Source organism: Acuticoccus kandeliae, from assembly GCF_003073115.1.
The window spans coordinates 1,780,309-1,805,536 of record NZ_QBBV01000001.1 but is presented as its reverse complement, the minus strand read 5'-3'; the positions used below and the strand labels follow the sequence as shown (position 1 = coordinate 1,805,536).

The window sequence follows — 25,228 nt, the reverse complement described above, 5'->3', positions numbered from 1 at the left end:
TCAGCGCTCGATCGTGCCGGTCCGCCGGATCTTCCGCTGCAGCAGAAGCACGCCATAGAGCAGCGCCTCGGCCGTCGGCGGGCAACCCGGAACGTAGATGTCGACCGGGACGACCCGGTCGCAGCCGCGCACCACGGAATAGGAATAGTGGTAGTAGCCGCCGCCATTGGCGCACGAGCCCATGGAGATGACGTAGCGCGGCTCCGGCATCTGGTCATAGACCTTGCGCAGCGCCGGGGCCATCTTGTTCGTCAGCGTGCCCGCAACGATCATCACGTCCGACTGGCGCGGCGAGGCGCGCGGCGCGAAGCCGAAGCGCTCCACGTCGTAGCGGGGCATCGAGAGCTGCATCATCTCGACCGCGCAGCACGCGAGGCCGAACGTCATCCACATCAGCGAGCCGGTGCGCGACCACTGGATCAGCGCCTCGGACGAGGTGACGAGGAAGCCCTTGTCGTTCAGCTCGTCGCTCACCGAGCGGAAGAACGCATCGTCCGGCGCGTTCGGCGTGTCGGACGGCTCAACCCGACGCTGGTCGAGGAGCGGCTTTTCCGTTGTCAGTTCCATTCGAGCGCCCCCTTCTTCCATTCATACACGAAGCCGATGGTCAGGATCGTGAGGAAGAGCATCACCGAGCCGAAGCCGAACCAGCCGATCGAGTCGAAGGACAGGATCCACGGGAACAGGAACGCGACCTCGAGATCGAAGATGATGAAGAGGATGGCGACGAGATAGAACCGCACGTCGAACTTCATGCGGGCATCGTCGAACGCGTTGAAGCCGCATTCGTAGGCCGACAGCTTCTCCCGATCCGGGCTCTTGTAGGCAATGATGAACGGCGACACCAGGAGCGCCAGACCGATCACCGCCGCGACGCCCGCGAAAATGACGACTGGCAGATAGCTGGCGAGAAGCTCTTCCATATCGATCCTTGCTGCGGCGCACCCGGCGCCGCTTCGAACCACCATGTGGGCAGTCCTTGGAATGACTCAAACGAGGGTCCGCCGCAACCGGGCTTCTGCCCCGCGCCCACCGCGGAGCCCCCGAGACCGGTCCGGCGCAAGCCTCACGCGCCGCAGCAATTCGGGAGCCCGCCCGTTAAGAACCCATCCGCGTCGATTTTCAAGCGTTTGGCGCAAGAACGCCCAGCGATCCGACAAAGCGCGGGGAAATCCGCAGCCCCGGCCGCGATCCGCAACGCCCCTCCCGGTCCGCGAGCGGCCCCCTCCCCGGCCCCGCCTTCGCGGGTGCCGCAGACGAATTGCTCCGTTTCCAGAATACGGGCGCGGTGCCCCGGCGGATGAGGCTCAGTTCACCCGGTCGACGAAGGCGGAGAGCTCGGCGTTGAAGCGCTCCGGCTCCTCGGCGAAGGGGAAATGGCCGCTCTTGTCGAAGATCAGCACCTTCGCGCGGGGCTGCACGACCTTGAAATAGTCCGCGACGTCGGGGCTCACGATCGCGTCATTCGCGCCGTGGATCACGAGGAGCGGCTTTGTGAGCGATTTGTACGTGTCGCTGTGGTCGACCTTGCGGCCGATGAAGGCGCGGCGGACGTGGCCGGGCGTGCCGAAGAAGCGCGGCACGACGCCCTTCAGCTTGCTGTTGAAGGGAAGGCGGAGCGCGGCGCCGAGCGTCGCCATCGTGGACGCGCGCGAGAGCGTCGACAGTTCCGGCGTGCCGAGGCCGATGATGGCGCCGACGGTGACGACGCCCGCGACATTCCCGTCGCCATATTTCGCGAGATAGTCGCCGACGACGACCCCGCCATAGGACCAGGCGACGAGGACCGGGCGGCGCAGGCGATAGGCGCGGATGACGGCGGCGACGTCGTCGGCCATCAGGTCGCCGCTCTGGTAGAGCCGCTTGTCGGCCGGGGCCTCGGACTTGCCGTGGCCGCGCATGTCCATCGCGACGATGTTGTATTTGCGGGCGAGGCTGCCGCCCATCTGCTGCGACCACGATTCGCTCGACTGCGCCCAGCCGTGGACGAGGAGAATCGCCGGCCCGTTCGGGTTGCCCCACGCGCGGGTGTAGATCTTGAGTCCCCCGCCCCCCGTGACGAACTTGCCCTGCGGCGCGGCGTTGGCGGCATCGCCCGCGGCGAACGCGGCGGCGAGCGTCAGGACGAGAGCGAGAATGCGCATCGGACCCTCCAGGCACGAACGGTCGCTGCGGACCCAACACGTGCAGCGGCCCATCGCATCAATGCGCGAGCCGCGGAGTGGTTGCCATCATGCAACGGGCCGCGATGTTCGCGGCGGCGTGGCAGTGACTGAATTTTCGGATGGAATTTCGAAGGACTGGCGGGAGTGACGGGGCTCGAACCCGCGACCTCCGGCGTGACAGGCCGGCACTCTAACCAACTGAGCTACACCCCCAGACGCTGCGCTGTCCGCGCGGCGTTTGGGGGAAGTACTCGGCGCCCCAGGGGAAGTCAAGCGACTTCGCGACGGAAAAACGCCAACCGGAAAACTGCGTTAGTTGTCCACACCCTCCGCCTCCAGCGAACCGATGAGTCGCTCGAATGTGGCGCGCACGACCTCGCCTCTTTCCATGAGGTCGGCGTTGAGGAAATCGATGTCCGGCGCATCGCCCGCGCGCAGGAGAAGGCGCTGAAGGGCGAGCGGCGCATCGGTGAGGCGGATCGCCCCGTCCGAGGCGATCGAGATCACCTGCGCGAGCCGCTGGAACAGGGCATGGGCCTGGACGAGCGTGTCGTAATCGTCGCCCGAAAGCACCTCGGCGGCGCGTGCCCGGCCGAGGGCGGCGACCGTGCCGGTGTCTTCGTCCGCGTCCGCCGCGAGCCGGTCCTTCAGCGCGAGGTATTGGGCGATGAACTCGATATCGACCTGCCCGCCCGGCATGTGCTTCAGCCCGCCACGCCGCTGCTCGCCGATCCGGCGCCGCATGGCGACGACTTCATGTCGCAGGTCCGGCGCGTCCCGCTCGATCGTGATCGCGTGGCGCACGGCGACCATCGCCCGCTCCCCGAGCGCGGGATCGCCCGCCACGACGCGGGCGCGCGTCAGCGCCATGTGCTCCCACACCCACGCGCTCTCCTCGTGATAGCGCTCGAAGGAGTGGATGTGGGTCGCGATCGGACCGGCCTGCCCGGACGGGCGAAGGCGCAGATCCACCTCGTAGAGCGAGCCGCGCGCGGTCGGGGCCGAGAGGGCGGCGATAAAGCGCTGCGCGAGGCGGGTGTAGTAGTGGCCGGGCGTCAGCGGCTTCTCGCCGTCCGATTGGCCGGCGTCCGGGTCGCAGTCGTAGAGGAAGACGATGTCGAGATCGCTCGTCGCCGTCATCTCGCGGCTGCCGAACTTGCCGAGCGCGAGGAGTGCCACCGCCCCACCCGCAAGGCGACCATGGCGCTTGGCGAAGGCCTCGCTCGCCACCGCGAGCGCGCGGCGCACGAGGACGTCGGCAAGGCGGGTCGTCGCGTGCGCCGCCTCGGGGCCGATGATCGAGCCCGTCAGGATCCGCACATTGATGAGGAGCGCCTGCTCCTGGCCGAAGACGCGCATCGCGTCGAGCGCGGGCTCGTAGTCCGGAACGGCGGTGAGCATCCCGTCGAGCTGGTGTTCCAGCGCCGCCTCGTCGGGAAGATTGCCGAAGAAGGCGGGGTCGACGAGCACGTCGAGGAGGTGGGACCGGCGGGCAAGCTCGGCCGCCATGCGCGGCGCGCTCGACACGATGAGGACGAGGACCGCCACGAGATCGCGCTGAAGGTCGAGGCGCGAGAGGAGATCGACGCCCGCCGGCAGGCGCGCGAAGAAGGCGTCGAGCTCGGCGAGCGTCGCCTCGGGGTCGGGCGAATCGGCGATCGCGGCGGTGAGGTCTCCCTGCAGCGCCTCCAGGAGCTGGCGCGCGCGCTCGGTGCGCAGGCTCGGCCGGTCGCCGGAGAGCCAGTCGCGGAACATCGCCTCGATCGACTGGGCGAGCGGCTCGGGGATCGCCTCTCCGCCCGCCTTCATGTCGACGAGGGCCGGGTTGCGCTGGCCGACGAGGTCGCTCAGCGAAGCGAAGTGGCGATGCACCACCTCGAACACGGGGACGAGCGTCGCCTCCAGCGAATCGGTGCGCATCATGCACGCGATCCGCGGCAGGCCTTCGGCCTCGGGCAGGGTGTGGGTCTGCTCGTCGGCGACCATCTGGACGCAATGCTCGGCCTTGCGCAGAACCTCGTAGGCGGCAGTCAGCGCGTCGCGCGTCTCGGCCTCGATCCAGCCCGTCGCCGCCAGCGCATGAAGCATCGCGACCGTGCCGCGGCCGCGCAGGCGCCGGTCCCGCCCGCCCGCAACGCGCTGGATGCTCTGGACGAAGAACTCGACCTCGCGGATGCCGCCGCGGCCAAGCTTCAGATTGTGGCCCGGCAGCGTGAGGCTCCCCGCCCCGCGCACCATCGCGATCTGCTCGCGCATTTCGAGCGTGTCGTCGATCGCGGCGAAATCGTAGCTCGCCCGCCAGACCGACGGGTCGAGCGCGGTGAGATAGGCGCGCCCCGCCTCCCGGTCGCCGGCGACGATGCGCGCCTTGATGCGCGCCTGCCGCTCCCACGCCCTCGCGCGGGACTGAAAGTAGGCGACCGCGTTGCGCGTGGAGACGGCGACCGGCGTCGAGCCTGGGTCCGGCCGCAGACGCAGGTCGACGCGGAAGACGTAGCCGTCGGCCGTGCGCTCGGCGAGCATCTTGGCGAGGCGCTGGACGATGCGCACCGCCCGCCCGCCATCGATCCCGCGCGGGCCCGCCCGCTCGGGGTCGTAGAGGGCGACGATGTCGACATCGCTCGAATAGTTGAGCTCGCGCGCGCCGAGCTTGCCGAGGGCGAGGATGAAGAGGCCGCAGCGCTGCGGATCCGGATCGTCGATCACCCCGCGCGCCGCCGCGTCGAGGAGCTGACTGTCGAGCGCGACGGAGATCGCGTGGTCCGCGATGTCGCTGAGCGCGGCCGTCACGGTCGCGACGTCGGCCCCGCCGAGGAGATCGGCAAGGGCGACGGCGAGCGCGACCTTCGCCTTGCTCTTGCGCAGTTCGCGCGTGACGCGGTCGAGATCCTCGCCCGGCTCCACCGTGCAGGCGGCCTCCACCGTCTCGGCGAGCGAGTGCGTTAGCACCTCGGCAAGGAGGCCCGGATTGGCGAGCATCAGGTGGCGCAGATAGGGCGACACCGCCGCGACGGAGGCGAGCGCGCGGACGGTCTCCTCCCCGCCGCCCTGGAGGTCGCGAAGGGTGGGGGCGATCTCGTCGGCGAAGGCCGCGTCAATCTCGCCGGGCAACGCCGTCAGCGTCGAGATCAGCGCGTCGCTCATGTCGTGATCGGGAGCGCGATGCGGACCGAGAAGCCGGGATCGGCGTTGGCAAGCTCCAGCGTGCCCGAGTGGTGGCCGACGATCGCCTTCACGAGCGACAGGCCGAGCCCCGCCCCCGGCTTCGAGCGCGCCGCGTCCATGCGCACGAACCGGTCGGTGAGGCGCGAGCGGTCCCCGTCGCCGACGCCCGCACCGTGGTCGCGCACGATGATGACGGCCTCGTCGCCGATGCGGCGCAGGCTGAGGTCCACCGAGGCCTTGTCGCTGCGCCCGTATTTCAGCGCATTGTCGAGGAGGTTCGCGATCATGTTGCGCAGGAGGGTCGGCTCGCCCGCGATCGTGATTCCCGGCTCGATCCGGCTGTCGAGACGCATCCCGACATCCTCGGCCGCAGGCTCGTAGAATTCCGCCATATCCCCCACCAGTGCCGACAGGTCGGTCGGCTCCAAACTCACCCCCGCGGAATGGCTTTCAACACGGGCGATCGTCAACAGCGCTTCGAACGTGCGGATGAGCTGATCGCACTCCTCGATGGCGCGGGAGAGGACGATTTCGCTGTCCTCGCGCGACGGACGGGTGCGCAGGATCTCGTCGAGCCGGTTCCGAAGGCGCGTCAGCGGGGTCTTGAGGTCGTGCGCGATGTTCTGCGAGACCTCCTGCAACCCGGCGTGCAGCCTCTCGATCTCGTCGAGCATCACGTTGACGCTCTGGGCGAGGCGGTCGAACTCGTCGCCGGACTGGTCGGTCGGCAAGCGCCGGGCAAGGTCGCCGGCGACGATGCGGCGCGAGCTCGCCGCGATCGCGTCGACCTTGTGGAGGACGGAGCGGGACAGGAAGATCCAGGACAGGAGCGCGAGCGCGACGACCACAACGATCGCGCCGCGGATCGAGCGGCGGATGATGCCGGAGAACTCGATCCGGTCCTCCACGTCGCGCCCGACGAGGAGGCGATAGCCGCCGCCGAGGACGGAGAGCTTGGCGAGCGCGCGATGGGAGACGCGCTCCTCGTCGTCCGAGCGCACGAGGCGCACATAGCGCACCGGGAAGGTGCCGCCCGGCGTCGCCTCGACGGGGTCGTAGATCAATTCCGAGACGTTGCCCGCAATCGGATTCCCGGAGAAGTCGGTGATGAGATAGACGCTCGCGTCCGGCCGCATCGCCCGCCGCTCGATGGTCGACATCAGGCGGAAGAGGTTGCGCGAGCGGAACTCGGCGACGAGCTCGGCGCTCTCCCCGTCGATCGCCGCTTCGAGCTGGCGGTCGATGAGGTCGGCGGTCGTGGAGGAGATGTAGGCGATCAGCCCGAGCGAGAGGACGACGAAGACCGTGAGGTAGACGAGCGTCAGTTTGAAGGCCGTGGTGCGCACGAGTCGCCCCGGCCGGGCGACGCGCCGTCGGCGCTCGCGCCGTTCAGGCGCCTCTTCCGCGCGGCGCCCCTTTTCCGGCAGCGCCCCGGCTGCCGTCTCCGCCATGGCCCGTCTCCTTACTCGGCATCCGCGCGGATCACATAGCCTGCGCCACGCACCGTATGAAGGAGCGGGCGCTCGAAAGCCTTATCGATCTTGCCGCGTAAGCGCGAGATATGCACGTCGATCACGTTGGTCTGCGGGTCGAAATGATAGTCCCACACGTTCTCGAGGAGCATCGTGCGGGTGACGACCTGGCCGGCATGGCGCATCAGATATTCGAGAAGGCGGAACTCGCGCGGCTGAAGCACCACGGGCTTCCCGGCTCGATTGACCGTGTGGGAGAGCCGGTCGAGCTCGAGATCGCCAACGCGGTAGACGGCCTCGAAGTCGGCCGACTGCTTGCGCCGCGCGAGCGCCTCCACCCGAGCCAGAAGCTCGGTGAAAGCGTAGGGCTTGGTGAGATAATCGTCGCCGCCGGCCCTCAGCCCCTTCACGCGGTCGTCGACCTGCGAGAGTGCGGAGAGCACCAGGATCGGCACCTGCCGCTCCTTCCTGCGGAGCGTTTCGATGAGCGAGAGACCGTCGAGCCGCGGCAGCATCCGGTCGACGATCAGGACGTCATAATCGTTGTCGAGGGCCAGCTCGAGGCCGGCTTCCCCCTCCTCGGCCACGTCGGTCGCGTGACCGGCTTCGGTCAAGCCACGGGCGAGATAGGCCGCAGCGTCGTCGTCGTCCTCAACGATCAGAACTTTCATAACGCCCGCTCTTGCATGGATGGGCCGGACGCTCGCGCGTCCGACCCGTTCGTCTCGATATGGTGAGCCGGCCTCAGCCGCGCTCGCCGGTGACCGGAAGGGCGACGAAGCGTGTGTTCTCACCGCTCTGGAGCTTGAGAAGCACGTTCTTGCGGCCTTCGCCACCCGCCGCATTGATCCCGCTTTCGAGATCGCCCGCCGAGGCGAGATCGCTGCCGCCGGCCTGGAGGATCACGTCACCGACGCGGATCCCGGCTTCGGCCGCGGCGCCCTCCGGATCGACCTCGACGACCGCGAGACCGGGCCCGTCGATGCCGACATCGGAGGTCGGGGCGAGGGTCATGCCGAGGAGGTCCGCGGCATCGTCATCGCGGTTCGAGCTGGTGCGCTTGTTCGAGGCCTGCTCCGGCTCGTCGGCGTTGAGCTTGCCGAGGGTGACCTCGACCGTCTCCATCTTGCCGTCGCGCCAGACCTGGAGGTTGACCTTCTCGTCCGGCGAGCGGCCCGAGATGGTACGGGCGAGATCGCGCGGCCCCTCGACGTCTTCACCGTCGACCGACACGATCGCGTCGCCGGGGCGAAGGCCGGCCTTCTCGGCGGGGCTGCCCGCCTGCGGCTCCGTCACGAGCGCGCCGATGATCGAATCACGGCCGAGGCTCTCGGCGATCTCCGGGGTGATCGGCTGGATCTGAACGCCGAGCCAGCCACGGGTGACCGTGCCGTCGTCCTTCAGGTCGTCGATGACGTCGGCGGCGATCGAGGCGGGGATCGCGAAGCCGATGCCGACCGAGCCGCCCGACGGCGAGTAGATCGCGGTGTTCACGCCCACGACGTTGCCGTTGAGGTTGAAGGTCGGGCCACCGGAGTTGCCGCGGTTGATGGGGGCGTCGATCTGGATGAAATCATCATACGGACCGGCGCCGATCTCGCGGCCCCGTGCGGACACAATACCAGCCGTCACGGTGCCGCCGAGACCGAACGGGTTGCCGACGGCGACGACCCAGTCGCCGACGCGCGTCTCCTTGTCGGCGAACGACACGAAGGGGAAGTCCTTGTCGTGGGAGACCTTCACCAGCGCGAGGTCGGTCTTGTCGTCCACGCCGATGACTTCGGCGCTGAGGACTTCACCGTCCTGCAGGATCACGTCGACCTCTTCGGCGCCGTCCACGACGTGGCCGTTGGTCACGACATAGCCGTCGGACGAGATGAGGAAGCCGGAGCCCTGGCCCATCGAGAACTGGCGACGCTCCTGGCCGCCACCGCGATTGTTGAAGGGGGCGCGACGGCCTTCCTGCTGGCCGAAGCGGCGCTCGAAATCATCGAAGAAGCGTTCGAACGGCGAGCCTTCCATGCCGAAGCCGGAGAGCTGCGGGCGGGCGCGGCTCTTCACCTGGATGGAGACGACCGCCGGACTGACGCGGTCCACGATGTCGGCGAAGCCGGGCGCGCCACGCTCGTAATTCGGCGTCACTTGCTCGGAGAGATTCTGCGCGAAGGCGGGGGTCGACGTCTGCCCCTCGAGGAAGGCCGCACCCGCCGCACCCAACAGGAAGGTTCCAACAAGCAGCGCGCTCGTGCGTCGCTTCGTGGCCTTAGTCAGGTCCAATGCCATTGAGTTCTCCTATCGGAATCGGAATACCCGTCGAGCGGGTTCGCGATGAAGTTAGGATTGAATACATTACACCGCGCTGTCCGCCGCGTGACCATTTCGTAAGCTGCGATCTCCCGACCCGCCGAGACACTTTCGAGACCGGATTCGTGGGCGCGATTTCTTAATATTTCGCGATGTGACAGAAATCTAAGGCTGCGCCTTGGTGACGACCACGGCACCGAGCTCCAGCGTCTTGTGGACGGGGCAGCGGTCGGCGATTTCGAGAAGGCGGGCGCGGTGGCCGGGGTCCGTGCCGGGGCCGAAATGGATGTGGCGCTCGAAGCGATCGATTCGCCCGTCCTTGCCCGCGCGGCCGTCCGCACAGTCGTCGCAATCCTCCTTGTGGACCTTGCCGTGGTCGACGCTGACGGTCGCGTCGACGGTCCAGCCCTTGCGTGCGCCATAAAGGCGCATCGTCATCAGCGTGCAGGCGGCGAGGCCCGCCGCGAGGAGATCGTAGGGCGTCGGCCCGCTCCCCTCCCCGCCCACATCCTTCGGCTCGTCGGCGACGAGGGAATGGCCGGAGAGCGCGATCTCGGTGCGGAAGGCGCCGCCGGCCGAGGTCGCGAGCGCGCCCATGCGCACCGCCTCCTCCTCCAGGCGCCGCATCGGCCGCGCCGGCGCCTCGACATAGCGCAGCGCCCAGGCCGCGATCACCTCCGCCGCGTAGCGCGCATCGTCGTGGTTGGAAAGGAGATGGTCGGCGTCGTCGAGGGAGACGAAGCTCTTCGGGTGCTTGGCGGCGAGGAAGATTTCCGTCGCGTTCTCGATGCCCACCACCGAATCACGCGGCGCGTGGAGAACGAGGAGCGCCGCCTTCAGCCCGGCGACGGCGTCGGTCACGCTGTGGCGGTCGAGATCGTCGATGAACTCGCGGCGGATCGTGAAAGCGCGGTCGCCGAGCCGCACGCTCGCCTGGCCCTCGCTCTCGATCCGGGCGAGGTCCGCGTCGAGCGTCTTCTTCACATGCGCGGCGTCGGCCGGTGCGGCGATGGTGGCGACCGCGCGCACCTCCTTCACCGCCCGCGCGGCGACGAGCACCGCCGCCCCGCCGAGCGAATGGCCGATGAGAAGCTGCGGGGCGCCGAGCGTGTCGCGCAGCGCGTCGACCACCTTCAGGATGTCGCCGACATTGGAGGAGAAATCGGTCGAGGCGAACTCGCCTTCGGAGGAGCCGAGCCCGGTGAAGTCGAACCGGGCGCAGGCGAAGCCCTCGGCGGCGAGCTGGCGGGCGATGTCGCGCGCGGCGAAGATGTCCTTGCCGCAGGTGAAGCAGTGGACGAAGAGCGCGACCGCACTGTGCGGCCCGTCGGGCCGGTCGATCCTGACGGACAGCTTGGCGCCGAGCGCCCCTTCGACCTCGAGCCTGTCCATTCGCGCCGTCCTCCTTGCCTGCCGGTCTTCCCGCCGGGTCAGCCCTTGTCGCGTTCGGCGAGGAGCGCGGCGAGTTCCGCCTCCTCCGCCTCGGTGAGCCGCGCGTCCACGTCGGCGGCCGGCTGGCGGCGGCTGCGCAGATAGAGCCCGCCCGCCCCGAGCGCGATGATCACGATCAAGAGCGGTGCGCCCCACAACAGGAGCGTCGACGCGGTGAAGGGTGGCCGCAGGCGGACGAAGGCGCCGTAGCGGTCGGTGAGATAGTTCAGCACCTCTTCGTTCGTGTCGCCCGCGCTGACGCGCTCGCGCACGAGGATGCGCAGGTCCCGTGCAAGCTCCGCGTCCGAGGCGTCGATCGACTGGTTCTGGCAGACGAGGCAGCGCACCTCCTGCGAGATCTCCCGCGCCCGCGCCTCGAGCGCGGGGTCGGACAGCATCTCGTCCGGGTTCGCCGCAAAGGCGGGGGCGGCGACGAGGAGCGCCAGGGCGAGAAGGAGGACGCGCCTCACGCCGACGCCTCGGCGGGCTTTTCCGCGACACGCCGGCGCGCCGGGGCCGGCAGCCCGATGCGCAGGCGCCGGTCGGTCAGCGAGACCGTCCCGCCGATCGCCGCCACCACGGCGCCGAGCCAGATGAGGAGGACCAGCGGCTTGTTGAAGAGGCGGACGACGACGGTGTTGTTGTCGTGCACCTCGCCGAGGGTGACGTAGAGCTGGGAGAGGCCGAACGTCTTGATCGCGGCTTCCGTGGTCGGCATCTGCCGCACCGGATAGACGCGCCGCGCGGGCTCCATGGTGGTGATGCGCGACCCGCCACGCGAGACGGCGAAGATCGCCGTCGCGTCCGTATAGTTCGGCCCCTCGCGCTGCTCGGCGTGCTCGAAGGTCAGCGTGTAGCCGGCGATCTCGACCGAATCACCCGGCCCCATGTCGCGAATCACCTCCGTCTCGAAGACCGAGAGCGACACGATCCCGAGGACCGTGAGTCCGACGCCGAGATGGCCGAGCGCGGCGCCCCAGATCGGGCGCGGCAGGTGCGCGAGGCGCCTGAGGCGCGCCGACAGCGAGTCCGCGCTCCCGGTCCGCAGCGCAAGCTCGGCGAAGCTGCCGACGATGAGGAAGGCCGCGAGCGCTGTGCCGAGGGCGGCGGTGAGCGCCGTCTCCTCCCCCGCGATCCAGGCGGCGAGCGCCCCGCCCACGACCGCAACCACGGCCGCCACGATGAGCCGCTCGGCCGCCGCCGCGACGTCGCCCCGTTTCCAGGCGAGCAGCGGCCCGAACGGCATCGCAACGAGGAGCGGCACCATCAGCGGGATGAAGGTCATGTTGAAGAAGGGCGGACCGACGGAGATCTTCTCCCCCGTCAGCGTCTCGAGGACGAGCGGATAGAGCGTGCCGACGAGGACGGTCGCGCACGCCGTCGTCAGGAACACGTTGTTGAAGACGAGCGCGCCCTCGCGGCTCATCGGAGCAAAGGCGCCGCCTGCCTTCAGCGCCCCCGCCCGCAGCGCGAAGAGCGCGAACGAGCCGCCGATGAAGATCGACAGGATGGTGAGGATGAAGACGCCGCGCGTCGGGTCCGAGGCGAAGGCGTGGACGGAGGTGAGGACGCCCGAGCGCACCAGGAAGGTGCCGAGAAGGGAGAGCGAGAAGGTGATGAGGGCGAGAAGCACCGTCCACACCTTCAGCGCGTCGCGCTTTTCCATGACGGCGGCCGAATGGAGGAGCGCCGTCCCCGCGAGCCAGGGCATGAAGGAGGCGTTCTCGACCGGATCCCAGTACCACCAGCCGCCCCAGCCGAGCTCGTAATAGGCCCAGTAGCTCCCCATCGCGATGCCGAGCGTCAGGAAGATCCACGAGATCAGCGTCCAGGGCCGCACCCAGCGCGCCCACGCCGCGTCGAGCCGGCCCTCGATGAGGGCGGCGACGGCGAAGGCGAACACGATCGAGAAGCCGACATAGCCGACATAGAGAAGCGGTGGATGGATCGCGAGACCGATATCCTGGAGGAGCGGGTTGAGGTCGTTGCCCTCGATCGGGGCCGGCATCATCCGGGCGAACGGGTTCGAGGTGGCGAGCACGAAGAGGAGGAAGGCGGAGGCGACCCACCCCTGCACGGAGACGACGGTCGCGCGCAGGCTGGGCGGCATCTGCTTCGCGAAGCTCGCCGCGAGCATCCCGAAGAGGGTGAGGATCAGCACCCACAGGAGCATCGACCCCTCGTGGTTCCCCCACACGCCGGAGATCTTGTAGATCAGGGGCTTCGAGGAGTGCGAATTCTCGAACACGTTGACGAGCGAGAAGTCGGACCGGACATAGGCCGCCATCAGCGCCGCGAAGGAGAGCGCGACGAGGAGGAAGGTGAGCCCGGCGGTGGGCGCGGCCATCGCCATCAGCCGCCCGTCCTTGAGGCGCGCACCGAGGATCGGGGCGACGGACTGGATGATCGCGACGCCGAGCGCGAGGACGAGTGCGTAGTGGCCGATTTCGTTCAACATGGCCCCGGCCTCCCCTCGCCGTTCATCTCATTGGCCTTGCGGTGCGGCTTCGCCCGCGGCGGCGGTCCCGGTCTTGCCGACCATCCCGGCGGTCGTCGCGTCCTCCTGCCAGCGCCCCTGCGCCTTGAGAGCGTCGACGACCTCCTTCGGCATATACGTCTCGTCGTGGCGGGCAAGGACGCTGTCTGCGGCGAGCCCGCCGGACGTCTCCAGCACGCCCTCGGCGACGACGCCCTGCCCCTCGCGGAAGAGGTCGGGCAGGATGCCGACATAGGTGACGGGGATGCGGTTCACGGTGTCGGTGACGTTGAAGCTCACCGCCCCGTTCGCCCCGCGCACCACCGACCCCTCCTCCACGAGCCCCCCGAGGCGGATGCGCGTGCCGGCCGCGTGATGGCCAGCCGCGAGCTCCGTCGGCGTCGGCGCGTAGGTGATGCGATCGCCGAGCGCATAGAAGACGAGCGCCGCCGCCCCCGCGAGCGCGACGCCCGCGACGCCGACGAGAACGAGACGGCGCCGTTTTCGACCACTGCCCCTCACCGCTTGCGCTCCATCCTCTACTCCACGCTCTTGTTCGTGTTGACGGCCTCGGCGAAGGCGGCGCGGTCGGCGTCCGGGAGCGCCGCCATGGCGCGCTCGATCGCCGCCGCGGCGTCGGCCTCGCGGCCGAGGACGCGGTAGGCGTTGACGAGGCGGATCCACTCGGCCGCGGTCCCGCCGTCCGCGTCGAGACGGGCGGCGAGCCCCGAGACCATGCCCTCGATCATCTGCGCGCGCTGTTCGTCCGACATGGCGCTCGCCGCGGCGACGGCCTCGGGCGTCGGGCCCGGCGCCGGCGCGGCGGCCGGGGGCGCGATGTCGGCGAGCGGGGAGCCCGGCAGCTGGGCGATCTCGGCGCGCGCGATTGGGAGCCACGGCTCGCTGCCATTGCTCGTCTCAAGGAGGGTTCGCCAGCGGTTCGCCGCGTCCGCGATGTCGCCGCGCTGGCGGGCGTCGATCGCGAGGAAGATCTGCGGCGCCGGGGCGGCAGGCTCGATCTCGCTCGCGCGGGCAAAGCGGGCGCGGGCGGTGTCGGTGATGGCGCCGTCGTTCGCGAGCGTCAGCGCCTGGCCCTCGCCGGTGAGGAAGGCGGCGCTCTCGCCGAGCGTGCGGCCGGCATTGGCGTAGGCCTCGGCCGCATCGTCGAAGCGGCCCATGCGCAGATAGACCGGCGCGACGGCGGCCCAGCCGCGCCCGTCGTCCGGCTGCGCGGCGAGGCGCTCCTCCGCGCGTGCGAGCATGGTCGCGAGGTCGTTGGTCTCCGGCGGGGTGCGCGCGGCGAGCGGCTGGTCGCCATAGGTGGGCGAGCCGATCCAGCCATAGGCGGCGACGGAGAAGGCGATGACGAAGGCGCCGACGATCCCGGCCGCGCCCCAGCGGCGGCGGCGGCCCTCGGGCCGCGCCCCGCCGTCACGGCGGGCACGCAGGAGACGGCGGGCGATCTCGGTGCGGGCGGAGGCGGCGTCCTCCGCGCTGATCAGCCCGCGCTCGCGGTCGGCCTCGACCTCATCGAGCTGCGCGGCATAGACGTCGGCATCGTCATTGCCCGCGAGGTGCGGGTCGGCCCCGACCAGCGGGCGCACGAGGACGACGAGCGTCAGCGCGAGGAGTGCGGCGAGAGCGAACCAGAGGATCATCGGCCACTAAGTGCGTCGAGCCGCGAAGCGACGCAAGTCTTCTATAGTCGCTCTAGACTGGCCCCATCGTCGCGCCTCCGGCCGGGCTGGACGGAGGGCGACGGGATGGTCTCAGCGGCCGCGCGAGGCGACGCGGTCGATCTCCTGGCGAACCTGGCGTTCCACGATGTCGGGCAGGTTCGCCTCCAGCCACTCGCGCAGCAGCGGGCGCACCATGTCGCGCACGAGGTCTTCGAGCGTGCGCGGGTTGTTCGACAGGATCGTGCGCGAGAGCTGGTCGAGCGAGTTCGTCACCGACTGCCGCGTCTTCTGGCTCGTGAGGCTGTCGTCCATCTCCGCGCGCGGAGCCGCGCGGCGGAAGACGTTGCCTTCCGCGTCGATCTTCGAGTCCATGACGGTCTCGCTCATGTCGTCCATCCTATGATCGGTCTCGAATGCGTGTGTGTCGTCGAACGCTGCCTCCTCGGCGACGGGCGTCGCGCGCGGCGGCTGGGATTGGGGCTGCGGGCGGGCCGGCTGCGGGCGCTGCGGCGCGACGGCCTCGCTCGCCGCCGGCGAGGTGCGCGTGCCGAGCGGGCTCGGCCGCGGCTTCATCGCGGCGCGGGCGGCGGCGTCGGCCTCGCCCTGCGTATGGGTCTGCGGCGCGTGCTGGGGCTGGAAGGCGCTCTTCAGCGCGGCGAGCCGGCTGTGGACGGGGGCCGGCTGGGCGATGCGCACCGGCTCGGGCTCGGGCGCCGCCGCGCGGGCGCGGCCGACGAAGGTGGCCTCGTCCTCGTCAAGCGGGATCGCGTCGGCGACGCGGCCCTCGCAATCCTCGGCGGCATAGGTCTCGTCGATGTCGGGCTCCGAGAGCACCACCGGCGACCACTCGGCGTGACGATCCTCCCGCCGCGGCCAGCCGCTCTGCTCCGCGCCGGGGCGCGAGCGACGCACCTCGCACTCGGCGGCGATGGCGCGCGCGATGCTCGTCAGCGCGTCCTCGTCCGGGTCGTCGTCGTCGATCTCCGGCAGCGAGGCGATCGCCTCGTCGATCTCGTCCTCCTCGGTGAGGTCGAGATTGTCGAAGGCGGCGCTCACCGAGCGCTCGATGGATTCGGGTGATCGCTCGGCCGGCGGCGCGTAGGCGCCGGGCTCGACGCGGTCCGACCGGGTCCGGGCGGCGTGCATCCGTGAGGCGGCGGCGGACATCTCCGCACCGGCCTCGTCGGCGATGATCTTTCGGATCGATGCCAACAGATCCTCCATCGTCCCTCCCGCCCCGCCAAGGGCCCGCGAATCATCTTTCACGGGGTCGATGGTATCATCCGACCGCTCCGACCAACCGTTGCGATCGCGTAAACGCGGCTGAGTTCACAGATCATGCGCCCGAAGTCCGGCCGCGCGGCGCCGGGAAGATTGCCCAAAGAAAAAGGCGGCCCGAGGGCCGCCTTGTTTCGTCGAACGGTGGAGATGGGGTCAGCGGCCGTCCGGCGTGCGGAAGCCGAACCACTTGTCGCGCACGGCGTCGGTGTGTTCCTGCGGGCGGTAGACGGCGACCTGGAGGCCGAGCGTCTCGACGCCGAGGCGGCCGATCGCGCCGAGGAGCGCGAAGGCGGCGACTTCCTTGTCGCGCTCGGACTGGACGAGGGTCACCTGGGCGGACACGAGGTCGCGCTGCGCGTCGAGAACGTCGAGCGTGGTGCGCTGACCGACGCGCTGCTCTTCGACGACGCCCTGGAGGGCGAGCTGGGCGGCGAAGACACCCGTGCGGGCCGCGAAGATCGACCGGACCGAGGCGTCATAGGATGCCCAGGACGCGACCGTGTTCTGGCGGACCTGGTCGCGCGTCAGGTCGACCTGGATGCGCGAAGTGCCGAGCTGCTCCTTCGCCTGGCGCGTCTGCGCCGCGATGAGGCCGCCCTGATAGATCGGAACCGACACGTTGAGGCCGAGCGAGGCGGCGTCCTGACGGTCGACGTTCGTCTGCTGGTTCCACGTCGTGGAGAGCTGGCCCGTCACGTTCACCGAGGGCAGTGCCTGGCCTTCGATGGCCTTCACGTTGAACATCGCGGTGTCGACGTCGAAAAGGGTCGCGATGATCGCCGGGTGGCCCTGCTGGCCAATATCGATCGCCGAGTTGAGGCTCTTCGGCAGCAGCCGCTCGACGTTGAAATTGTTCTTCAGGTTGCGCGCGTCGAGACCGGTGAGCTGGCGGTAGGTCGCTTCGCTGGAGGAGAGGTTGGCGCGGGCGAAGGCAAGCGCGGAGACGGCCTGGGCGCGGCGGGCCTCGGCCTGGCTGACGTCGGTGCGGGTGCCTTCACCGACCTCGAAGCGGTCCTGCGCGGCCTGCACCTGGGCGGTGAGGAACTCCACGTCGCTCTCGCGCAGGGAGACGATGGAGCGGTTCTGGATCACGTCCTCGAACGAGGTCGCGACGTCGAAGAGGACGCTCTGCTCGGTGTTCTGGAGGGAGGCGCGCTCGGCCTTCACCGCCGATTCGGACTGGCGGATCGTGTTGCGGACCTGAAAGCCCTGGAAGAGGGGCTGGGTGAGCTGGAGCGCGACCTGTGTCGGGTTGCTGCCGGAAGTGCCGCGGAAGCCGCGGTCGCCGACGATGCGGGAGGTGTTGGTTTCCTGGCTGAAGGCAGCAGACAGGCGCGGCCGGTTGCCGGAGCGGGCGATGGCGATGTTCTCGTCGATCGCACGCAGACGCGACCGGGCCGCATTGAGAGTGGGATTGGTGTTGTAGGCAGCAGCTAGCGATTCGGTCAGAGTCTGGCTCTGAGCCGTCGGCGCGAACGCGACGAGCATCGTACACGCCACCGCTGCAATGCCGACTCTATTCACTCTGACCATTGCGACCGTACCCTCAGTGACTACGCCACCTTCCTAATGGCGAGCCGGGGTCGGAGGCCAGTGTTCGCAGCGCTTCGGAAGCCCGCGGAACGCCAAGCCTTTCAGCGGTGAGGCATTTGCGCAACGCCCGTTAAGATGTTGGCAAGATCCACAGCCTCGTCAGAAGACGAAGGAGGCCTCTTTCGCAAAACCTGGGAGTGTTCCAGCGGCCGCATTGAACGCCGTGCGCGAGGAGACCGAGGCGGTCCCCTTGGTGTAGATCCGCGCGCATCCGGAAAGCCCCTCGCCCTCGATCGCGACGAGGCGTCCGCCGTCCTTCAGCTGCTCCAGAAGCGCGGTCGGCTCGGTCTGGATCGCGCCGTCGACGAAGATCACGTCGAACGGGGCCTCGGACGGATAGCCTTCCGGCAAGGGGCCGGTGACGACGGCGACATTGGTGACGTCCGCCTCTTCGAGAAGGCGCGTCGCGCGCTCGGCAAGGTCCGGATCGCTCTCGAGCGCGATCACCGAACTCGCGAGATTGCCGAGAACCGCGGCCGTATAGCCGAGCCCTGCCCCGACGAGGAGCACGACATCCTCCTCGCCGACGCGGGCGAGCTGGAGGAGACGGCCGAGAATGGCCGGCGCGGTCATGGTCCGGGAGGGGCGGCCGATCGCGTCGCGCGAGATGGCGATCGCCTCGTCCGAATAGGCGATGGCGCGCTCATCGGCCGGCACATAGCGTTCGCGCTCGACGGTCAGGAACGCGTCCTGGACGCGATGGTCCGTCACATCGAAGGTGCGAAGCTGATTGTTGACCATTCGCGTGCGAAGCACCGCCTCGTCGCCCATGCCCATCTCCAAGTGGCGCGAGCCGGAGCGCTCGCGGATTGTGGGGTGGAGGCGACGGCCGGAATCGAACCGGCGTACACGGATTTGCAGTCCGCTGCGTAACCACTCCGCCACGTCGCCGCGCCGTGTTCCCTACGCCAAACGTTTCAGCGCGACAAGCCTCGCTGCGCTGTTCATGCCCACTTGGCGCAAGCCATAGGCTGTGGCCAACAGCATTTAAGACGTGCGACACTTGCCTTGACATCTTAGCGCCGGGGCAGATGTCCCACCGACAGTCTAATGCGAGGCCGTATCTGGTGTTTTCCCACCATCACACGGAGCTTGGCCGGATCGCGGCCGCCAACATCGTCCTCACAATCCTGCTGTCGCTGACATTCGGCACGCTCGCACAGCCCGCGCGCGCGTTCGAGGTCGCGGCGGCAAGCGTCGCCTCGCCGCAGGCCGAGGTCCGCGCCGCGCTGCGCGAAAGCTGGGGAACAGGCGGCCTCGTCGACCTCACGCTCGACGCGACCGGCGCGGTCGAGGACTGGCGCGTCGAGATCGATGTGGGCGGCCAGATCATCAACATCTGGAACGCTGAGATCATCGGCCGGACCGGGACGCGCTACACCGTCGGCGCGGTCGACTACAACCGCCGCCTCGCGCAAGGCGACGTGGTAGAGTTCGGCATGCAGGTCGACGGCTCGAACGCGTTCCGCCTCCTGTCGGTCTCCACCGCCGTCCCCTCCGGCACGCGCGTGGCCCCCGCCGCGCCCGCCGGCGCCGCCCCCGCGCCGGGCCTCCCTTCGCCGCCATCGGCCGGGCCGCCGCCGATCGGATCGCTGCGCCAGCCCGGAGCGCCGGCCGCACCGGTCGCGCCCTCCACCGCGCCCGCGGCCGCCAGCGGGGCGAAGCTCCTCGGCCAGGTCTCGGCGAGCCCGACGCCGCCCACCGCCCCTCTCTCCGTCGCCGGCGTCACGGTCGAGCGCACCAAGGGCACGCGCGCGGGGCTGCCGGGCGCGGTCTTCGCGCCGGGCCCCTTCACGACGCGCGGCGCGACCATCCTCGACGCGGCGGGCAACCCCGCGATCCTCAACGGCATCAACTGGTTCGGGCTGGAGACGGACATCTCGGCCCCGCACGGGCTCTGGGCGCGCAACTGGCGCACGATGATGGACGACGTGAAGTCGCTCGGCTTCACCCTCGTGCGCATCCCGTTCTCGGGCGAGCTCGTGCGCACCGGCGGTGGGCAGCCGAGCGGCATCGACCCCGCCCTCAACCCCGACCTCGTCGGCCTCAACGGGCTCGAGATCCTCGACGCGATCGTCGACTATGCGAACCGGATCGGGCTGCGCATCCTCCTCGACTATCACCGCGGGCCGGCCGGGGACGGGCCGAACGACAATGGCCTCTGGTACGGCGACGGCGGCTTCACCGAGGCCGACGTCATCTCGGTCTGGCAGACGATGGCGCGGCGCTATCGCGACAAGCCGGCGGTGATCGGGGCCGACCTCGTCAACGAGCCGCACGCCGGCACCTGGGGCGACGGCGCGCCGACCGACTGGGCGGCCGCCGCCGAGCGGATCGGCAACGCCGTCCTCGCGATCGCGCCCAACTGGCTGATCGTGGTGGAAGGCATCTCCGTCTATGACGGCGACCCCTATTGGTGGGGCGGCAACCTCCAGGGCGCGGCCGACCGGCCCGTGCGCCTCTCGGTCCCGAACCGCCTCGTCTACTCCGCGCACGACTATCCGCCCTCGGTCTACGCCCAGCCCTGGTTCGCCGACGGCAGCAATCTCGACGACAAGTTCCGCACGAACTGGGGCTATCTCGCCGAGGAGAACATCGCCCCGGTGCTGATCGGCGAATGGGGTTCGCTCCTCCAGACCGAGGCCGACCGGAGCTGGACGCGCGCGATCTCGAGCTACCTCACGCGCAACGACATCCCGGCAATGTGGTGGGCGCTGAATCCGAACTCGGGCGACACCGGCGGCCTCTACCAGGACGACTGGATGACGCTGCGCCGCCCGGTCCTGTCGCTGCTCGATCCGTATCTGGCGCGCACGCGGCCCGATGTCGGCTTCTCCAGCGTCGCAGGCCGGGCGAACGCGGCGGTGTTCGACATCGTGCTGGAGGCGCCCGCCACGGCCGAGACGGTCCTCAAATATGCAACGGCGGACGGCACGGCGCTCGCCGGCGTCGATTATGTGGCGACGGCCGGCACGCTGACCTTTGCGCCCGGCCAGCAGCGCAAGTCGGTCACCGTCCCCGTCCTACCGCTCGACGCGCCGGCGGGGGACCGCTTCTTCTATCTGACCGTCGGCGGGGCGGGCACGCTGCGCGGCTCGGGGACGGCGGTCATCACCGCCGACGCGCCGCCGGCCGCCGCCCTCCCCTTCGTCGACGTCGCGAGCACGGTGGTGCCCGACCCGTCGGCGGCGGCAATGTTCCGGATCGTCCTGTCCGAGCCCGCCCAGCGCGACGTCGACATCGCCTTCTCGATCAGCGCCGAGGGCGCCGGCGCCGACGCCACCAACGGGACGCTCGTGATCCCGCGCGGCGAGCGTGAGGCGGTGCTGGAGGTGGGTCTCGGCCAGGCGAACCCCGCCGACCGGTTCGCCCTCGCCCTCACCCGCGCGAGCGGGGCCGAGATCCGCACCGGGCGCGCGGTCGCGACGGTGCCAGCGACCGCGCCCGGCGGCGGCGAGATCAGCGTCGCCCCCTCCGTCGACGCCCCGCCCCAGCTCACCATCGACATCGTGCTCGAGGACCAGTGGTCGAACGGCACGCTCTTCAACGTCGTGATCCGCAACGTGTCGGACGCGCCGGTGAACGGGTGGGAGCTCGGCATCAACCTCCCCTTCGCCATCACGCAGAGCTGGAACGTGACGCTCCTGTCGGAAAGCAACGGCCGTGTCGTGATGCAAAATGTCGATTGGAACGCGAGCATCGCGCCCGGCACGTCAATCAACTTCGGTTTCATTGCGGACGCCGCAAATGTCAGCCTGGACGCGCTCCTTGCCAGAGCGAATGTGGAATTGGCGGTGCGCTGACCGCGCAAGATCCTTTCTCTTCCGGCTATGATGCATTCGACGCCATGTTGCCCATCGTCTATGCTCGCCCCACTTGATGGAGTGTGAGCGTTCCCGGCCCCAACCGGGTGCGCCGCACCTGCGACATCAGGGAACGCGAACGGTTGGCGCCTTCCAGCGTTCTGCTTTCCGGCATGGCGCGGGCGCGCGATCGCCAAAGCCTCGTCCGAACCCGGGCGGGGCACAACCGCGGCCTGGCGGCGCCAGGACCGCCGAGCTGGAGCGAGAAAACCCAATGAGCGTGAGCAACATCATCGTGACCCTCGTGATCATCGCCCTGATCATCGCTGGCGCCGCCTATTTCATGGGCTACTTCGACGCGGCCCCGATGGTGGAGCCCGCCGCCACGACCACGCCGGCCCCGGCGACGACGCCCGCCCCGTCGAACTGACGCCCCACAGCCACGCGAAAACGAACCGCGAGCGACACGATAGAATCTGGTGCAAGGCCTCGGGCCTCATGCTAGCCTTTCACCCATGCACGACTTGAAAAGCGTATGTGTCTATTGCGGTTCGTCCACTGGCCATAACCCGGCATTCGTCGCCGCGGCCGACGAACTTGGTGTGGCCCTTGCCGAAGCAGGGATCAGCCTCGTCTATGGCGGGGGGTCCCTCGGCCTGATGGGCCGGATCGCGCACACGGTGCTCTCCTCCGGGGGGCATGTCGTGGGCGTGATCCCTCAATTCCTGCATGACCGCGAGGTCATGCTGCGCGACGTGTCCGAGCTGATCGTCACCGAGGACATGCACGAGCGCAAACGAATCATGTTCGAGCGAGCCGATGCGTTCGTCGCCCTCCCCGGCGGCGTGGGCACGCTCGAAGAAGTGGTCGAGATGATGACCTGGTCACAGCTCGGCCAGCACGAGAAGCCGATCGTTCTCGCGAACGTCGCCGACTTCTGGGCCCCCCTCAGCGAGCTGATCACCCACATGTCCGCGTCCGGCTTCATCCGGCCCGGCTGGGAGGTGAGCTATGACGTTGTGGACGAGATCGCCGAGGTGATCCCGACCCTCGTCTCGCGCCACTCCAAGCTTCACGCCGAGCGCAGCCCGCGCGAGGCGATGCTGCGGCGCCTCTAGCGCCGTTCGAACGGGGCCGGTGAAGGCCGGGCTTGCCGCCCGCGCCTTCCCGTCGCCGTGCTAGCTGGTGAACGACCAGGTGGTGATCGGCGCGCCGTTCTCGTCTTTCCCATCCTTCAAAGCGATGCCCTCGGCGAGGAGCTGGTCGCGGATGCGGTCGGCCTCGTCGAAGCGCTTTGCCGCGCGCGCGGCGAGGCGCTCGGCGATCAGCGCGTCGACGTCGACCGTCAGCGCCGCACTCTTCGCCGCCTCCCCCGCCGCGATCGCCTCCGCGACGCGGGCAAGGTCGATCCCCAGGAGCATCGCGCTCGGCGCGAGCGCGTCGGGCGCGGTGCGCTGAAGCTCGGAGAGGCGCGTCACCACGGCGGGCGTGTTGAGATCGTCGGAGAGCGCCGCGACCACTTCGGCGTCCGCCTCGGCCGCAGGGGCCACCCCCTCGGCGGCCGCCGCCCACGAGGCGAGGAGCCCCCGCGCCTCCTGGACGCGCTGGTCGGTCCAGTCGATCGGCTGGCGATAGTGGGTCATCAGCATCGCGAGGCGCAGCGTGTCGCCGCTCATCCGGCCGAGCGCGTCGCGGATGGTGATGAAGTTGCCCTCCGACTTCGCCATCTTGCGCCCCTCCACCTGGAGGAAGCCGTTGTGCATCCACACCCGCGCCATCTCCTTCACGCCGAAGGCCGCGCAGGACTGGGCCCGCTCATTCTCGTGATGGGGAAAGGCGAGGTCGATGCCGCCGCCGTGGATGTCGAACGTCTCGCCGAGATAGCGCGCGGCCATCGCCGAGCACTCGATGTGCCAGCCCGGCCGTCCGCCCACCGCGATGCCCGCCGGGCTCGGCCAGGCCGGCTCGCCGGGCTTCGACGGCTTCCACAGGACGAAGTCCATCGGATCGCGCTTGTAGGGCGCGACGTCGACCCGCGCCCCGGCCACCATCTCGTCGAGCGAGCGCTTGGAGAGGCTGCCGTAGGTGTCGACCGAGGCGACCGCGAAGAGCACATGGTCGGACGCGACATAGGCGTGCCCGTTCGCGACCAGTGTCTCGATCATCGAGACCATGCCGTCGATATTGTCCGTCGCGCGCGGCTCGTGCGTCGGCGGCAGGGTGTGGAGGGAGGTAAGGTCGGCGTGGAAGTCGGCGAGCGTCGTCTCGGTCAGCGTGCGGATGTCGATCCCCCGCTCGGCCGCGCGCGCGTTAATCTTGTCGTCGACGTCGGTGATGTTGCGCACATAGGTGACCGCGTCCGCGCCATAGCGGGCGCGCAGCACGCGGAACAGCACGTCGAAGACGATGATCGGGCGCGCGTTACCGATGTGCGCGAGGTCATAGACCGTGGGACCGCAGACATAGAGCCGCACGTCTCGCGGGTCTGCGGGCGCGAACTCCGCCTTTGAGCGGGTGCGGGTGTCATAGAGAAAGAGCGGTTCCATGACGCTCGCCGTACAGCGAGACGGGGGACAAGGCAACGGATCGCGTCGCGCCGGACGCGGGCGCTTCAGACCGGCAGGGCGAAGGTCTGCTTCACGACCTCGCTCGGCACGTCCGTCTTCACGTTCTGGATGCCGTTCTTGCGCGTGAGGTGCGTCGCCTGGAAGCGGCGATAGTCCGCAAGGTCGCGCACCACCACGCGCAGAAGCGCGTCGCTCTCGCCGAGCATGATGTAGCACTCGACCACCTCCGGCAGCGTCCGCATCGCCGCGATGAAGAGGTCGATCGTCTCCGCGTCCTGCGCGACCAGCGAGACGCGCGCGAACATCGAGAGCTGGAGGCCGACCTTCCCCTGATCGAGGACGGCGACATAGCGGCTGATGATGCCGCTCGCCTCCAGCAGCTTCACCCGGCGCAGACAGGGCGAGGGCGAGAGGCCGACGCGCTTGGCGAGCTCGTTGTTCTGAACCCGCCCGTCCCGCTGAAGCTCGCGTAGGATGCGCCTGTCGATGTCGTCCAGATTCATGGCATCCGATTCCAAAATCTTCGGCATTGGCACCTTCCAATGCTAAACATGGGGGAAAACCGCGCAACAACGCAATCCTATTGCGGGCCCTCTCCGGTAGCGTCTGCCGATCGGCACCGGAGGATGGTCCATGGACACTGGATGGCTCGCCGGGGTGTTGGGCTTCGCCTTCGCCATGGCGGCCACCCCCGGCCCCAACAACACGATCGCGGCTGCGTCGGGCGCGCGCCATGGCATGGCCCGCAGCCTGCCCTTGATGGCGGGCATCGCCGTCGGGGTCGCCTCCATCATGCTCGCGACGGCGGCGTTCGGGGCGTCCCTGGTCGCCGACCCGGCGGTGGGCCGCGTCTTGAAATGGGCGGGGATCGTCTATCTGTCGTGGCTCGCATGGACGATCGCGAATGCCACGCCGTCGCCCGTGGATACCGACGGGCCCGGCGCAGCGGGGACGGCGCCCACCTCCTTCGCGCAAGGGGCGTTCCTCCAGCTCGTCAATCCGAAATTGTGGGTGATGGTGGGCGGCGCGGTCGTCACCTATGGCGGGGCGGAGGCCGGCGCGGGGCGCGTCACACTGTCCGTGCTCTTTGCGCTGATCTTCGGCGGGATGACCTTCGCCAGCACCCTCGCCTGGGCGGCGCTCGGCGCGTCCATCGGGCGGTTTCTCGCGACGCGGCGCGCGATGAGGGCCTTCAACATCCTGATGGCCGCCCTCCTCCTCGCCTCGCTCGTCCCGGTCCTCGTCGGTTGACGATGAAGGTCCAAACGCGGAAGGGATAATTTGAACGAAGC

The 25,228-nt window shown here is 69.4% G+C and carries 21 protein-coding genes and 2 tRNA genes; 4 read left to right on the top strand and 19 right to left on the bottom strand.

Annotation, left to right across the window (positions count from 1 at the left end; all coding sequences use genetic code 11):
* The 17 genes from DBV35_RS08225 to DBV35_RS08145 form a co-directional block, all read right to left on the bottom strand.
* A complete protein-coding gene (locus DBV35_RS08225; protein WP_108659678.1) occupies nt 1-567 on the bottom strand; it encodes a NuoB/complex I 20 kDa subunit family protein in 567 nt (188 codons plus the stop codon).
* Nucleotides 558-923: an NADH-quinone oxidoreductase subunit A gene (locus DBV35_RS08220; RefSeq protein WP_108659677.1), complete on the bottom strand. Its 366-nt coding sequence runs from the start codon at nt 921-923 to the stop codon at nt 558-560. Before DBV35_RS08220 ends, DBV35_RS08225 begins: the two co-directional genes overlap by 10 nt.
* 384 nt (nt 924-1,307) lie before the next feature.
* Entirely contained in the window at nt 1,308-2,144 is an 837-nt protein-coding gene (locus DBV35_RS08215; protein ID WP_157961636.1) for an alpha/beta fold hydrolase, read from the bottom strand.
* A 157-nt stretch (nt 2,145-2,301) separates the two neighbouring features.
* A tRNA-Asp gene (locus DBV35_RS08210) sits at nt 2,302-2,378 on the bottom strand.
* 99 nt (nt 2,379-2,477) lie between these two features.
* A complete protein-coding gene (locus DBV35_RS08205; RefSeq protein ID WP_108659675.1) occupies nt 2,478-5,309 on the bottom strand; it encodes a bifunctional [glutamine synthetase] adenylyltransferase/[glutamine synthetase]-adenylyl-L-tyrosine phosphorylase in 2,832 nt (943 codons plus the stop codon).
* Complete coding sequence (locus tag DBV35_RS08200) at nt 5,306-6,781, bottom strand: sensor histidine kinase (protein WP_108659674.1); 1,476 nt, start codon at nt 6,779-6,781, stop codon at nt 5,306-5,308. The genes DBV35_RS08205 and DBV35_RS08200 overlap by 4 nt, the downstream gene beginning before the upstream one ends.
* Before the next feature lie 11 nt (nt 6,782-6,792).
* Nucleotides 6,793-7,473 carry a response regulator transcription factor gene (locus tag DBV35_RS08195; RefSeq protein ID WP_108659673.1) on the bottom strand — a complete coding sequence of 227 codons (681 nt, stop codon included), beginning with the start codon at nt 7,471-7,473 and terminating at the stop codon, nt 6,793-6,795.
* Between the two features lie 73 nt (nt 7,474-7,546).
* The gene (locus DBV35_RS08190) at nt 7,547-9,085 is read right to left on the bottom strand and encodes a Do family serine endopeptidase (RefSeq protein WP_108659672.1); all 1,539 of its coding nucleotides are present in this window, start codon (nt 9,083-9,085) and stop codon (nt 7,547-7,549) included.
* A gap of 186 nt (nt 9,086-9,271) precedes the next feature.
* The gene (locus DBV35_RS08185; RefSeq protein ID WP_108659671.1) at nt 9,272-10,498 is read right to left on the bottom strand and encodes a bifunctional alpha/beta hydrolase/OsmC family protein; all 1,227 of its coding nucleotides are present in this window, start codon (nt 10,496-10,498) and stop codon (nt 9,272-9,274) included.
* Nucleotides 10,499-10,536: 38 nt separating this feature from the next.
* The gene (locus DBV35_RS08180) at nt 10,537-11,007 is read right to left on the bottom strand and encodes a cytochrome c-type biogenesis protein (protein ID WP_108659670.1); all 471 of its coding nucleotides are present in this window, start codon (nt 11,005-11,007) and stop codon (nt 10,537-10,539) included.
* Nucleotides 11,004-12,995, bottom strand: coding sequence for a heme lyase CcmF/NrfE family subunit (locus DBV35_RS08175; RefSeq protein WP_108659669.1), 1,992 nt, complete (start codon nt 12,993-12,995; stop codon nt 11,004-11,006). Before DBV35_RS08175 ends, DBV35_RS08180 begins: the two co-directional genes overlap by 4 nt.
* Before the next feature lie 27 nt (nt 12,996-13,022).
* Nucleotides 13,023-13,535: a cytochrome c maturation protein CcmE gene (ccmE, locus tag DBV35_RS08170; protein ID WP_108659668.1), complete on the bottom strand. Its 513-nt coding sequence runs from the start codon at nt 13,533-13,535 to the stop codon at nt 13,023-13,025.
* Between the two features lie 17 nt (nt 13,536-13,552).
* A complete protein-coding gene (gene ccmI, locus DBV35_RS08165; RefSeq protein WP_108659667.1) occupies nt 13,553-14,671 on the bottom strand; it encodes a c-type cytochrome biogenesis protein CcmI in 1,119 nt (372 codons plus the stop codon).
* Nucleotides 14,672-14,782: 111 nt separating this feature from the next.
* Complete coding sequence (locus DBV35_RS30865) at nt 14,783-15,904, bottom strand: DUF2497 domain-containing protein (protein ID WP_157961635.1); 1,122 nt, start codon at nt 15,902-15,904, stop codon at nt 14,783-14,785.
* Between the two features lie 222 nt (nt 15,905-16,126).
* Complete coding sequence (locus DBV35_RS08155) at nt 16,127-17,461, bottom strand: TolC family outer membrane protein (protein ID WP_108659665.1); 1,335 nt, start codon at nt 17,459-17,461, stop codon at nt 16,127-16,129.
* Between the two features lie 204 nt (nt 17,462-17,665).
* Nucleotides 17,666-18,337 (bottom strand): protein-L-isoaspartate O-methyltransferase family protein, encoded by a 672-nt coding sequence (locus DBV35_RS08150; RefSeq protein ID WP_108659664.1) that lies wholly within the window; start codon nt 18,335-18,337, stop codon nt 17,666-17,668.
* Between the two features lie 46 nt (nt 18,338-18,383).
* Nucleotides 18,384-18,457, bottom strand: a tRNA-Cys gene (locus tag DBV35_RS08145).
* Between the two features lie 176 nt (nt 18,458-18,633).
* Between DBV35_RS08145 and DBV35_RS08140 the strand changes: the two genes are divergently transcribed.
* From DBV35_RS08140 to DBV35_RS08135, 3 genes are all read left to right on the top strand, one after another.
* Complete coding sequence (locus tag DBV35_RS08140; RefSeq protein ID WP_170134890.1) at nt 18,634-21,369, top strand: cellulase family glycosylhydrolase; 2,736 nt, start codon at nt 18,634-18,636, stop codon at nt 21,367-21,369.
* Between the two features lie 274 nt (nt 21,370-21,643).
* Entirely contained in the window at nt 21,644-21,799 is a 156-nt protein-coding gene (locus tag DBV35_RS30155; RefSeq protein WP_157961634.1) for a hypothetical protein, read from the top strand.
* An 85-nt stretch (nt 21,800-21,884) separates the two neighbouring features.
* Complete coding sequence (locus DBV35_RS08135) at nt 21,885-22,487, top strand: LOG family protein (protein WP_108659662.1); 603 nt, start codon at nt 21,885-21,887, stop codon at nt 22,485-22,487.
* Between the two features lie 60 nt (nt 22,488-22,547).
* On the opposite strand, the gene cysS is transcribed toward DBV35_RS08135, so the two are convergent.
* Together cysS and DBV35_RS08125 are read right to left on the bottom strand one after the other, a co-directional pair.
* The gene (gene cysS, locus DBV35_RS08130; protein WP_108659661.1) at nt 22,548-23,915 is read right to left on the bottom strand and encodes a cysteine--tRNA ligase; all 1,368 of its coding nucleotides are present in this window, start codon (nt 23,913-23,915) and stop codon (nt 22,548-22,550) included.
* Nucleotides 23,916-23,980: 65 nt separating this feature from the next.
* Nucleotides 23,981-24,439, bottom strand: coding sequence for an Lrp/AsnC family transcriptional regulator (locus tag DBV35_RS08125; RefSeq protein ID WP_108660622.1), 459 nt, complete (start codon nt 24,437-24,439; stop codon nt 23,981-23,983).
* A gap of 130 nt (nt 24,440-24,569) precedes the next feature.
* Here DBV35_RS08125 and DBV35_RS08120 point away from each other — a divergent pair, with 130 nt between their 5' ends.
* Nucleotides 24,570-25,187 carry a LysE family translocator gene (locus tag DBV35_RS08120; protein ID WP_108659660.1) on the top strand — a complete coding sequence of 206 codons (618 nt, stop codon included), beginning with the start codon at nt 24,570-24,572 and terminating at the stop codon, nt 25,185-25,187.
* Nucleotides 25,188-25,228 lie beyond the last annotated feature (41 nt).